Origin of the sequence: Pengzhenrongella sicca (assembly GCF_017569225.1) — a bacterium.
In the GTDB taxonomy this organism is placed as follows: Bacteria; Actinomycetota; Actinomycetes; order Actinomycetales; family Cellulomonadaceae; genus Pengzhenrongella; species Pengzhenrongella sicca.
In genome coordinates this window covers 3,859,045-3,871,625 of sequence record NZ_CP071868.1, presented here as the reverse complement: position 1 = coordinate 3,871,625, position 12,581 = coordinate 3,859,045, and the positions used below count along the sequence as shown (strand labels likewise).

Here is a 12,581-nt window from a genome sequence, read left to right as displayed (position 1 = left end):
CCACCCGGCGACGTCGCGCGACGCCGTCTGTTCACGAAAAGCAAGGACCTGACATGCCCCCGAAGAAGAAGGTCTCTGGCCTGATCAAGCTCCAGATCAAGGCCGGAGCCGCTACGCCGGCGCCGCCCATCGGCCCCGCCCTGGGCCAGCACGGCGTCAACATCATGGAATTCTGCAAGGCGTACAACGCCGCGACCGAGTCGCAGCGCGGGAACGTCATCCCCGTCGAGATCACCATCTACGAGGACCGTTCCTTCACGTTCATCACGAAGACCCCGCCGGCTGCGGAGCTCATCAAGAAGGCCGCCGGAGTCGAGAAGGGTTCGCCCACGCCGCACACCGTCAAGGTTGCGACGCTGACGGCCGCCCAGGTGAGCGAGATCGCCGCGGTCAAGCTCGAGGACCTCAACGCCAACGACCTCGCCGCTGCCGAGAAGATCATCGCCGGCACCGCCCGGTCGATGGGCATCAACGTCGAGGGCGTCTCCGTCTGAGCGTTCGGCCCCGCTGTACCCGCACCACCCGAAGTACCTGAACCACCGATGTATCCGTGACCCGGGCTGAACGTCAGACCGGGATGTGGCAGGGCCGCGCAGGCCCGTCGACCACAACTGCCGTAGAAGGAGAGAGCAGATGAGCAAGCGCAGCAAGGCCTACGTGGCCGCCGCCGAGAAGATCGAGGCCGACCGGGCGTACGCGCCCCTCGAAGCCGTTCGGCTCGCCCAGGCGACGTCCATCGCCAAGTTCGACGCGACCGTCGAGGTCGCGTTCCGCCTCGGCGTCGACCCCCGCAAGTCGGACCAGATGGTCCGCGGAACGGTCAACCTCCCGCACGGGACCGGTAAGACCGCCCGCGTCCTCGTGTTCGCGACCGGTGACCGTGCCGAGCAGGCGCGCGCAGCGGGCGCCGACATCGTCGGCGGCGACGAGCTCATCGAGCGGGTCGCAGCCGGGTTTACCGACTTCGACTCCGCCGTTGCCACCCCCGACCTCATGGGCAAGGTCGGGCGTCTCGGCAAGGTGCTGGGTCCGCGCGGACTCATGCCCAACCCGAAGACCGGCACGGTGACGATGGACGTCGCGAAGGCCGTGAACGAGATCAAGGGCGGGAAGATCGAGTTCCGCGTCGACAAGCACGCGAACTTGCACTTCATCGTCGGCAAGGTCTCCTTCACCGATATCCAGCTCGTCGAGAACTATGGCGCGGCGCTCGAAGAGGTCCTGCGGCTCAAGCCGTCGGCTTCCAAGGGTCGCTACATCTCGAAGGCCACGATGTCGACGACGAACGGTCCTGGCATCCTGGTCGACCAGAACAAGACCCGGAACCTGACCGAGGCTGACGCCGAAGTCTGACCAGCGCTCCACCCAGCAGGGCCCCCGCGACGTCGTCGCGGGGGCCCTGCTGCGTTCACCCCAGCGACGTTTGGGCCAGATCGGTGCGGAAGCCGCACGGATTCGGCCCAAACGTGAGCGGGCGCCGTCAGGCGAGCTGGTCGAGGGCGTAGAGGTAGCCCGACCAGAAGGCCGATCGGAGGTCGCCCGCGCCTCCGGCCGCCGACGGGTGGGTCGCCGGCTGCGTGAACGGGTGCAACACCGGCTGCGTGAACGGTTGCGTGAACGGTTGCGTGAATGGCTGGGTGAAGGGCTGCATCAACGGTTGCGTGAAGGGCTGCGTGAATGGCTGCGTGAATGGCTGCGTGAATGGCTGCGTGAACGGTTGGGTGAAGGGCTGCATCACCGGCTGCGTGAAGGGTTGCGTGAACGGCTGGGTGAACGGCTGGGTGAACGGTTGCGCTGCGACGCCGTCGCCCGCGCTCGTGCCGTTGCTGTGCGCGCCCACCGACACCTTCTCGCGGTCCACAGGCCCGGGCCGGCTCGGCCGAGCCGAGTACCCGCCGCCGGCCGCAGCGGCTCCCGCAGCACCCGCCGCGGCGGCCGACCCCGCACCCGCATACCCCGAGCCCGCATACCCCGAGCCCGCATACCCCGAGCCGCTCGCGACCTGTGCGCTCGGGGCGACCAGCAGGTCGACGTCCAGCGCGTCGAGCACGGCCTGGATCGGGTTCGCGATGCTGAAGTCGCCGTCCTCGTCGCCCGCGAACAGCAGGCCGACGACGCGCTGGTCGGCGTCGACGACCGCCGAGCCCGAGTCGCCGCCGTTGGAGAACCAGCCCTCCCCGGGCGTCGAGTCGATCGAGATCTGGTTGCGCAGCGTCCGCTTGCCGATCCCGGTGCCGAAGTCGAGCTCGACCGTCAGGTCGAGCGAGCGGACCCGGCCGTGGCTCAGCCCGGTCGTGCGGCCGCGCTTGCGCACCGGCGCGCCGACGACGGCGGCGGCGTGGCCCGTGACGTCGCCGATGCCCGCAATCGACGGGTGGTACGCCGTCCCGGGGTCGAGCAGGATGACCGCGCCGTCGACCTCGTCGGTCAGCTCGGCGCGCGCGAGGGTCCCGAAGCGGTGCCCGGCCGCGGCGCCGTCGTCCCCGCGTGAGGGCTGGACCTGCACGTCGCCGCGCTTCCACAGGGGCGTCGGCGCGGCGACGTGGGCGTTCGTGAGGGCGAGCGCGAGGCCGGACAGGCGATCCACGACGATCGCCGCGATCGTGCCGGAGTACGCGTAGTAGCCGGGCTTGGCGACGTCGGGGGCGACCCGATAGACGGGCTGCTCGGGGCCGAGGCTGACGCCGCCGACGACGGGCCGGTACAGGCCGGCGTCCACGAGCTCGGAGGGCGGCAGCAGCCGGGCGGCGTCGATGGGCTCGGACAGGAGCCGGATCCGCTTCTCGACGACGTCGGTCGGGATGCCGTCGATCTCGCGCGGCACGAGCTCGTCGGCGGGGATCTCGCTCGCGTCCCGCTTGCTCGCGACGTACACGACGATCGACTGCTGGCCGGTGCGCTCGCCGCCGCTCATCTTCTCGCCGATGTCGACGCCGACGACGCCGGGCCGCGCGATCAGGTGGTTCTCCGCCCGCTGCTTCGTGGGCCGGATCTGGGCGCGCCGGCTGCGTTCGCCGGCGGGGTCCTCGTAAGCCATGACAGACCTCCTGGATGTCTCGACCGCTCCCGGGGTCGGGGTGGCCGTGCTGGGCGGCGACGCGACCGGCGATCTACGAAGAGCGCCGTCGTTGGCTCGTGATACGTCGTGACCGTTGATACATCTCACGAAGCGAGGTATCTGGGCAAGGGTTCACCCGCCCCTTGTCGTCGAGAGCCGGAGCCCCAGCGCCACGGCACGCGACCGGGCGAGCCTTGTCGCGCTGTCCGGTTCGCCCTAGCCTGACCACAGACGCCTGCGGGCGCCTGCCCGAGGAGGATGCCCGATGAGTGACGACCAGGTCGGACCGGTCGCGAGCGGAACGGCGCATCGCGACCGCTCCCTCGCCGACGACGCCGAGCGCGCGCTCGTCGCGCTGCGCGCCGGCGACCACGCTCCGCTGGCGACGCTCGTCGCGGACTTGACGCCGCTGCTGTGGCACACGGTGCGCGCGCAGGGCGTCGCGCAGCACGAGGCCCAGGACGTCGTGCAGGGCGTGTGGATCTCGCTGCTGCGGGAGTCCGGCTCGATCCGCGACCCGAGGGCGACCCTGCAGTGGATGCTCGTGACCGCCAAGCGCGCCGCATGGCGCGCGGCGTCCCACCAGCGCACCGACGCAGTGCACACGAGCTCCGACGAGCGGGCGCTCGACCTGGTGGTCGCCCCGGTCGAAGAGCGGCCCGAGGCCACGACGATCCGGGCCGAGCGCGACCGGGTCCTGTGGGACCACGTCCAGCGGCTGCCCGAACGCTGCCGCGCCCTGCTCCGGCTGGTCGCGATGGTCGACCGGCCCGACTACGCCGTCGTCTCGCAGTCCCTCGGGATGCCGGTCGGGAGCATCGGCCCGACCCGCGGCCGCTGCCTCGCGAAGCTCCGGTCGGCGCTCGCGGGCGACCCGGCGTGGAGCGCCTGATGGCCGCCGACGACGTCGCGGCCTTCGCGCTCGAGCCGCTCGGCCCTGTGGACACCGCGATCCTCGACGACCTCGCCGCGCTCTGGGGCCGGCTGGACCCCGTCCCCGCGGACCTCGTGGACCGCATCGGGCTCGCGCTGACGCTGGACGCGCTCGAGACCGAGCTCGCCCAGATCCACCGGGTGGCGTCTCCCGCGCTCGCGGTGCGCGCCGACGAGACGAGCATCGAGGCCGAGACCATCACATTCACGACCGACGTGCTGACCGTCATGATCACGGTGCACGCCGAGGGCGAGCACGTGCGGATCGACGGCTGGTCCACGCCCGCCGGGCAGGTGTCGGTCGAGCTGCACCAGGGCTCGACGGTCACCACGACGGAGTCCGACGAGAACGGCCGGTTCGTGCTCGCCGACGTCGCCCGCGGCGCCGCGCGGCTCGTGCTCCGCCGCGCCGCCGCCCCGCAGGAGCCGGTGGTCACCCCGATGATCGAGCTGTAGCAGGGTGCGCCCCGGCGAGTCCGCGCCGGGCGCACCGACAGAGCTCGTCGCCCTGGCCGGTCAGGTCGCCCGTGCCGCCGCGGACAACGCCGACGGCCACCCGGCCCGTGCCGCCCGCAGGTTGCGTCCCGCCCTCGCGCGCCTCGCCGTGTACGGCGACGGGCAGGAGGCGAGCCGGGTCCGGGCGCGGGCGGTGCTGGAGCTCGCCAAGAGCGACTTCGAGGTGCGCGGCGACGCGTCGGCGCAGCTGGACCTGCTCGCCGCGCTCGCCGACGCGGGCGGGCAGTGGCCGGGCCTTGAGCCGGCGCTCGCGGGCCTGCGGGGCCTGCTGCACCTGCGCGCCGGCCGGGTCGACGAGTCGCTGCGCGAGCTCGACCTCGCCGTCGAGCTGATCGACCGGGCCGAGGTGATCGACGCGTGCTGCGCGCTGCTCAACCGGGGCGTGCTGCACCTCGAGCGCGGTGACCTCGCGCGGGCCCGGCGCGACCTCGCCGAGTGCGCGCGCCGGTCCAGGGAGGCGGCCCTGCCCTTGCTCGTGTTCAAGGCCTCCCACAACCTGGGCTACCTCGAGTACCTGGCCGGCCGGCTCCCGCTCTCGCTCGAGCGGATGGCCGAGGCCGCCGGGAGCGATCCCGGCGGGCTCCGGGCGATCGCCCTGCTCGACCGGGCCCGGGTGCTGGTCGAGGCGGGACTGGTCGGGGTCGCCGACGAGACGCTCGCGGAGGCGGCGGCGATCTTCACCGCGGACCGGCTGCCGCACGACCTGGCCGAGACGGAGCTCGCGCGCGCGGAGTGCGCGCTGCTGCGCGCCGACCTCGACGCGGCGGCCGTGTTCGCCTCCGCCGCCAGGCGCCGGTTCGCCCGGCGCGGCGACGAGGCCTGGGTCCTGCGCGCCGCGCTGCTCGAGCTGCAGGCGCGGGCCGCGACGCTCGCGCGCCGCCGGTCGGCCGCCGCCGCGACGACCGGCGAGCCCGACCCGCAGCGCCGTGGCTGGGTCGCGCTGGCCCGCCGGTGCGCGGGGCTCGAGGCCGCGTGCGCCGAGTCCGGGCGGCCGCAGTGGGCCTACGTCGCGCACCTGCTCCGGATCGAGGCGGAGGTCGCGGCGGGGCAGGGGCCAGCCCCGGACGCGCGCCTGCGCGAGCTCGAGACGATCCCGGCGGGAGCGCCGATCGGCGTCCGGCTGCACGCCCGGCGGCTGCGGGCCGAGCTCGCCCTCGGCGCCGGCGACCGCGCCCGGGCCAGCCGTCAGGTGCGCACGGGCCAGCGGGAGCTCGCGCTGCACCGCGCGTCCTTCGGCTCGATCGACCTGCGCACCGCGAGCGCGGTGCACGGCGCCGCGCTCGCCGAGCTGGACCTGCGGATCGCGCTCGACGGCGGCCGCGCGGGGGCGGTGTTCGACGCCGCGGAGCGCAGCCGGGCCGTGATCCGGGGCACGCGGCGAGTGAACCCGCCGGCCGATCCCGGCACGGCCGCGCTGCTCGCCGAGCTGCGCCAGCTGCTCGAGGCGGGGCGGGAGCTCGAGCGCCGGCCTGCGGCCGACCTCGAGCGCCAGCGCGCCCGGCGGGAGGCCCTCCGGCTGCGCCAGGCGATCCAGGCCCGATCCTGGCACGAGGCCGGCGCGGCCCCCGCCGACCGGCCCGGCCGGGTGGGTGACGTCGTCGCCGCGCTGGGGGACCGGCCCGGGACGGTGGTCGTCAACGTGCTCGAGCACCGCGGCCGCCTCGTCGCCGTCCGGGTGACGGACCGGGGCCCGACGCTGCACGACCTCGGGCCGGCCGACCCGATCCGCGAGCAGACCCGCCGGGTGCACGCGGACCTGCCGGTCGCGGCGAACCCGTACGTGCCCGCACCGCTGCGGGCCGCCGCGGCGGCGTCCCTCGCGGGCCTGATGGACCGGCTCGACGCCGAGGTCCGGGACGTGCTCGCGGCTCCCGCGGAGGTCGTGGTGGTGACGGGGGACTGGCTCGGCGCGCTGCCCTGGTCGATGCTCGGCAGCCGCGCGGGCCTGCCGACCGTGGTCACGCCGTCGGCCCGGCACTGGCTCACGCACGCCCCGGCGGCGGGGGAGCGGGGCCGCCTCGCGCGGGCCCACCTGAGCTCGGTGGCCGGGCCGGGCCTGCGGCACGCGCGCCTGGAGGCCGAGCAGGTGGCGGTGCGCTGGCCGGACAGCACGCTGCTCACCGGCGCCGACGCGACGTGCGCGCAGGCGGCAGCGATGCTGGGCTCGCCCGGCGTCGTGCACCTCGCCGCGCACGGCCGGCACGAGAGCGACAACCCCCTGTTCTCCTCCGTCCGGCTCGCGGACGGGCCGCTGTTCGCGCACGAGCTGGACCAGGGGGCCGGTGCGCCCGAGCTCGTCCTGCTCTCGTCGTGCGAGGTGGGCCGCACGACCGTCCGGCCGGGCGGGGAGGCGCTCGGGCTGACGAGCGTGCTGCTGCGGATCGGCGTCGGCTGCGTCGTGGCGGCGATCGCGCCGCTGCCCGACGACGACGCGCTGCGCGTCATGACCACGACGCACGACCTCATCCGCCGGGGCTGGAGCGTGCCGCGCGCGCTCGCACAGGCGTCGAGCGCGCAGGACTCGCCGATCCCGATCCCCCTGGTCTGCTTCGGCGCCCCCGCCTGACCGCGCGCCCTGCCGCGCGCGTCTACGCGACGCGAGCGCCGCCGTCGGCGTCGGCGCTCGGTGGGCGGTGGGCGGGGCGCGGTGCGGCTCGCGGGGTTCGACGCCGGACCGTCACGCTTGCTTGCGAACCCGCCGAGGGTGGTACGGACGGCGCGCGCGTGGGCGTTCTGCGCTCCACGGCTCGGGTGTGGCCGATCGGTTCCCTGATCCGGGTCAAGACCGACAGATTGCGCACACGAGCGCACCCAAGAGCAGAACGCCCACACGCGCGGCGGCCGCCCGCGGTGGGCGGGGCGCGGTGGGCCGGGGGCGGGGCTCCCGGGGGGATTTGGCGGGTGGGCGGGGGTGCCGTACGCTAGCACCTGCCCAAGACCGCCGGTCGTCGGCCGCTGCCCGCATCTGCAGGACGTGGCTCTACGGAAATCCCGCTCACAGCGGGGTCCAGCGTAGGTGAGAGTTCCCGTCCGGACGCTGTCCGGCCCCGAGCCCCGCGCCTGCGCGGGGCTCTTTTGTGTCCCGGGGTGGATGCGATGCCCGGTGGCACCACCATCGGAAGGATTGCCATGGCGAGGCCGGACAAGGCAGCCGCTGTTGCAGAGCTCACGGATCAGTTCCGTGACTCCAACGCGGCCGTGCTGACCGAGTACCGCGGGCTCACCGTCGCACAGCTCAAGCAGCTGCGGCGCACGCTCAGCGGCAACGCAACCTATGCCGTGGTGAAGAACACGCTGACCGCCATCGCGGCCAAGCAGGCTGGCGTCGAAGGACTCGACGACAAGCTTGCTGGCCCGTCGGCAATCGCCTTCGTGACCGGTGACCCGGTCACGGCAGCCAAGGGCCTCCGTGACTTTGCCAAGGCGAACCCCGCACTGGTCATCAAGGGCGGTGTCCTTGACGGGCGCGCCCTGACCGCCGCGGAGATCATCAAGCTCGCGGACCTCGAGTCCCGCGAGGTGCTGCTGGCCAAGCTGGCCGGCGCATTCAAGGCGTCGCTGTACCAGGCGGCGTACCTCTTCACTGCTCCCGCGACCCAGGCCGTCCGCACCATCGACGCCCTGCGCGAGAAGAACCAGGCCGAGGTCTCGACCGAAGAAGCTGCCTGAGCCATTCCGGCCCAGGCACACCACATACCCGCCCGTCGTCCGGCCACCTGCCGGATGCCGGGAGACAACACGGAAGGAACCGCCACCATGGCGAAGCTCAGCACCGTCGAGCTCATCGACGCATTCAAGGAGCTCACGCTCATCGAGCTCTCCGACTTCGTGAAGGCCTTCGAGGAGACCTTCGACGTCGTCGCCGCTGCCCCCGTCGCCGCTGCCGCCGCCGCTGGCGCCGGTGCTGGCGAGGCCGAAGAGGCCGAGGAGCAGACGGAGTTCGACGTCATCCTCTCGGCCATCGGCGAGAAGAAGATCCAGGTCATCAAGGAGGTTCGCGTTCTCACCAGCCTTGGGCTGAAGGAGGCCAAGGACCTGGTTGACGCTGCCCCGAAGACCGTCCTCGAGGGGGTCTCCAAGGAGGCCGCCGAGAAGGCCAAGGCGTCGCTCGAGGCCGCTGGCGCGAGCGTCACGGTCAAGTGATCTCTCGCCCCTCGGGCGGGTAGGTCCTCGCCGTCAGGCGAGCAGCAGGACCAGCAGTAGAACGGCAGTACCAGCAGTAGCACGGCGGCCCTGCTCGTCAGGGCCCCGGCAGCGAGGCCCGTTCCCCGTCCGCGGGGTGCGGGCCTCGTCGCCGCGTCCGGTCCCGGCGTGGGAAGCGTGCCTTCGCGCCGGCGATCGGATATGCTCCACCGGACTGGACACCACCGTCCCGCCTGGCTATGCTAGCGCTTTGCGTTGGCTTGTGCCCGCGATCCCGAATAACCCGAGACCCTGTAGATGTCGTCGTGCGCGACGTCGGACGGACTTGAGGCCGGGGGATCGCGCCCCGCCTGGCCCCGCGCAGCTCGCACTCGATCTGCAGGGAAGGACCCCCTCTTGGCTGCCTCGCGCATCCCTTCTGCACCGTCTGTCGACGCTATCGCGAATAGAACCGCGTCCCGTCGTATCTCCTTCGCCAAGATCCGTGAGCCGCTCGAGGTTCCGGATCTTCTCGGGCTTCAGACGGAGAACTTCGACTGGCTCCTCGGAAACGACAAGTGGCAGGCGCGCGTCGTCTCCGCTGTCGAGACCGGCCGCCAGGACGTCCCCGAGACCGCGGGCCTCGAGGAGATCTTCGAGGAGATCTCCCCGATCGAGGACTTCGGTGGCTCCATGTCGCTGTCCTTCCGCGAGCACCGCTTCGAGCCGTCGAAGTACACGGCCGAGGAGTGCAAGGAGAAGGACTTCACCTACGCCGCGCCGCTGTTCGTCACGGCCGAGTTCGTGAACTACACCACCGGTGAGATCAAGAGCCAGACGGTCTTCATGGGTGACTTCCCGCTCATGACCGAGCGCGGCACGTTCATCATCAACGGCACCGAGCGCGTGGTCGTCTCCCAGCTCGTGCGTTCGCCGGGCGTCTACTTCGAGCGCACCGCCGACAAGACGAGCGACAAGGACATCTTCACCGCGAAGATCATCCCGAGCCGCGGCGCCTGGCTCGAGTTCGAGATCGACAAGCGCGACGCCGTCGGCGTGCGCGTCGACCGCAAGCGCAAGCAGTCCGTCACCGTGCTGCTCAAGGCGCTCGGCCTGAGCGAGGGGCAGATCCGCGAGGAGTTCGCCGCGTTCCCCGCCGTCATCGAGACCCTCGAGAAGGACCACGTCTCGACCGAGGACGAGGCCCTGCTCGACCTCTACCGGAAGATCCGCCCGGGCGAGCCGCCCACGATCGAGGCCGGCCGCGCGCTGCTCGAGAACTTCTACTTCAACCCCAAGCGCTACGACATGGCCAAGGTTGGGCGCTACAAGGTCAACAAGAAGCTCGGCGTCGACTCCCCGCTCGGCGACTCGGTGCTGTCGGTCGGCGACATCGTCGCGACCGTCAAGTACCTCGCGGCCCTGCACGCCGAGGTCACGACCCTGCCGGGGCACCGCAACGGCGAGGCCGTCGAGATCCGCGTCGAGACCGACGACATCGACCACTTCGGCAACCGCCGCATCCGCGCGGTCGGCGAGCTGATCCAGAACCAGGTCCGCACCGGCCTGTCCCGCATGGAGCGCGTCGTCCGCGAGCGCATGACCACGCAGGACGTCGAGGCGATCACGCCGCAGACCCTGATCAACATCCGCCCCGTGGTGGCCTCGATCAAGGAGTTCTTCGGCACGTCCCAGCTGTCGCAGTTCATGGACCAGAACAACCCGCTCGCCGGACTGACGCACAAGCGGCGCCTGTCCGCGCTGGGCCCGGGTGGTCTCTCCCGTGACCGCGCCGGCATGGAGGTCCGCGACGTCCACCCGTCGCACTACGGCCGCATGTGCCCGATCGAGACCCCGGAAGGCCCGAACATCGGCCTGATCGGGTCGCTCGCGACGTACGGACGGATCAACCCGTTCGGCTTCATCGAGACCCCGTACCGCAAGGTCGTCAAGGGCAAGGTCACGGACGACGTCCACTACCTGACCGCCGACGACGAGGACCGCTACGTCATCGCGCAGGCCAACGCCCCGCTCAAGCCGAACGCGTCGTTCGCCGAGGACACCGTCCTCGTGCGCACGAAGGGCGGCGAGGTCGAGGTCGTCCCCGGCGAGGCCGTGGACTACATGGACGTCTCGCCGCGCCAGATGGTGTCGGTCGCGACCGCGCTCATCCCGTTCCTCGAGCACGACGACGCCAACCGTGCCCTCATGGGCGCGAACATGCAGCGCCAGGCCGTGCCGCTGGTCCGCTCCGAGGCCCCGATCGTCGGGACCGGCATGGAGCGCCGCGCCGCGATCGACGCCGGTGACGTGATCGTCTCCGCGAAGCCGGGTGTCATCACCGAGGTCTCGGCCGACCTGATCGTCGTCTCCAACGACGACGGCACGACGTCGAGCCACCGCGTCGCCAAGTTCCGTCGCTCCAACCAGGGCACGTCCTACAACCAGCGCGTGCTGGTCGACGACGGCGCCCGGGTCGAGAAGGGCTCCGTGCTCGCCGACGGTCCCGCCACGGACGAGGGCGAGCTCGCGCTCGGCCGCAACCTGCTCGTGGCGTTCATGTCGTGGGAGGGCCACAACTACGAGGACGCGATCATCCTCAGCGAGCGGCTCGTGATCGACGACGTGCTCTCCTCGATCCACATCGAAGAGCACGAGGTCGACGCCCGCGACACGAAGCTCGGGCCGGAAGAGATCACGCGGGACATCCCGAACGTCTCCGAGGAGGTCCTCGCGGACCTCGACGAGCGCGGGATCATCCGCATCGGCGCCGAGGTCGGCGCCGGCGACATCCTCGTCGGCAAGGTCACGCCCAAGGGCGAGACCGAGCTCACCCCCGAGGAGCGCCTGCTGCGCGCGATCTTCGGCGAGAAGGCCCGCGAGGTCCGCGACACGTCGCTCAAGGTTCCCCACGGCGAGTCCGGCACGGTCATCGAGGTCCGCACGTTCAACCGTGAGGACGGCGACGAGCTGCCCGCCGGGGTCAACGAGCTGGTCCGGGTCTACATCGCCCAGCGCCGCAAGATCACGGTCGGCGACAAGCTGGCCGGTCGACACGGCAACAAGGGCGTCATCTCCAAGATCCTTCCGGTCGAGGACATGCCGTTCCTGCCCGACGGCACCGCCGTCGACATCATCCTCAACCCGCTCGGCGTGCCCGGCCGCATGAACGTCGGCCAGGTGCTCGAGACCCACCTCGGGTGGGTCGCCAAGCAGGGCTGGGACATCACCCTGGCCGAGGGCGAGCCGACCTGGAAGAAGAACGTGCCGGCCATCGCCGCCAAGTCGCTGCCGGGCGTGCCCGTCGCGACCCCGGTGTTCGACGGCGTCCAGGAGGATGCCCTCACCGGCCTCCTCTCGGTCACCATGCCGAACCGCGACGGTGCGCGCATGGTCGACGGCACCGGCAAGGCGCTGCTCTTCGACGGCCGGTCCGGCGAGCCGTACCCGGAGCCCATCGCCGTCGGGTACATGTACATCCTCAAGCTCCACCACCTGGTCGACGACAAGATCCACGCGCGCTCGACCGGGCCGTACTCGATGATCACGCAGCAGCCCCTGGGCGGTAAGGCCCAGTTCGGTGGCCAGCGGTTCGGCGAGATGGAGGTCTGGGCGCTCGAGGCGTACGGCGCCGCGTACACGCTCCAGGAGCTCCTGACGATCAAGTCGGACGACGTTCCCGGCCGCGTGAAGGTCTACGAGGCGATCGTCAAGGGGGAGAACATCCCCGACTCGGGCATCCCGGAGTCCTTCAAGGTCCTCCTCAAGGAGATGCAGTCGCTCTGCTTGAACGTCGAGGTGCTGTCCTCCGACGGCGTCTCGATCGACATGAAGGAGAACGACGACGAGGTCTACCGCGCAGCGGAAGAGCTCGGCATCGACCTTTCCCGCCGGCCCAACGCCAGCAGCATCGAAGAGATCTGACCCCGGCCCCGCCGCCGCCCGCCCGCTC

General features: G+C 71.9%; 9 protein-coding genes. 8 read left to right on the top strand and 1 reads right to left on the bottom strand.

What is annotated here, in order from left to right:
- Positions 1–53: 53 nt before the first annotated feature.
- Both rplK and rplA read left to right on the top strand, forming a co-directional pair.
- Positions 54–494, top strand: a complete 441-nt coding sequence (gene rplK, locus J4E96_RS17715) for a 50S ribosomal protein L11 (protein WP_227423358.1) — start codon at positions 54–56, stop codon at positions 492–494.
- A 139-nt stretch (positions 495–633) separates the two neighbouring features.
- On the top strand, positions 634–1,353 hold the full coding sequence (gene rplA, locus J4E96_RS17710) for a 50S ribosomal protein L1 (RefSeq protein ID WP_227423357.1): 720 nt from the start codon (positions 634–636) through the stop codon (positions 1,351–1,353).
- Positions 1,354–1,480: 127 nt separating this feature from the next.
- Here the strand turns inward: rplA and J4E96_RS17705 are convergent, their stop codons facing one another.
- Positions 1,481–3,037 (bottom strand): chymotrypsin family serine protease, encoded by a 1,557-nt coding sequence (locus J4E96_RS17705; protein ID WP_227423356.1) that lies wholly within the window; start codon positions 3,035–3,037, stop codon positions 1,481–1,483.
- Between the two features lie 286 nt (positions 3,038–3,323).
- Here J4E96_RS17705 and J4E96_RS17700 point away from each other — a divergent pair, with 286 nt between their 5' ends.
- From J4E96_RS17700 to rpoB, 6 genes are all read left to right on the top strand, one after another.
- Positions 3,324–3,950, top strand: coding sequence for an RNA polymerase sigma factor (locus J4E96_RS17700; protein ID WP_227423355.1), 627 nt, complete (start codon positions 3,324–3,326; stop codon positions 3,948–3,950).
- Positions 3,950–4,447, top strand: a complete 498-nt coding sequence (locus tag J4E96_RS17695; RefSeq protein ID WP_227423354.1) for a carboxypeptidase regulatory-like domain-containing protein — start codon at positions 3,950–3,952, stop codon at positions 4,445–4,447. The genes J4E96_RS17700 and J4E96_RS17695 overlap by 1 nt, the downstream gene beginning before the upstream one ends.
- A 4-nt stretch (positions 4,448–4,451) precedes the next feature.
- Positions 4,452–7,073 carry a CHAT domain-containing protein gene (locus J4E96_RS17690; protein WP_227423353.1) on the top strand — a complete coding sequence of 874 codons (2,622 nt, stop codon included), beginning with the start codon at positions 4,452–4,454 and terminating at the stop codon, positions 7,071–7,073.
- A 563-nt stretch (positions 7,074–7,636) separates the two neighbouring features.
- The gene (gene rplJ, locus J4E96_RS17685) at positions 7,637–8,176 is read left to right on the top strand and encodes a 50S ribosomal protein L10 (RefSeq protein WP_227425819.1); all 540 of its coding nucleotides are present in this window, start codon (positions 7,637–7,639) and stop codon (positions 8,174–8,176) included.
- A gap of 87 nt (positions 8,177–8,263) precedes the next feature.
- Positions 8,264–8,650, top strand: a complete 387-nt coding sequence (gene rplL, locus J4E96_RS17680; protein WP_227423352.1) for a 50S ribosomal protein L7/L12 — start codon at positions 8,264–8,266, stop codon at positions 8,648–8,650.
- A 396-nt stretch (positions 8,651–9,046) separates the two neighbouring features.
- A complete protein-coding gene (gene rpoB / locus J4E96_RS17675) occupies positions 9,047–12,553 on the top strand; it encodes a DNA-directed RNA polymerase subunit beta (protein WP_227423351.1) in 3,507 nt (1,168 codons plus the stop codon).
- Positions 12,554–12,581: the final 28 nt, after the last annotated feature.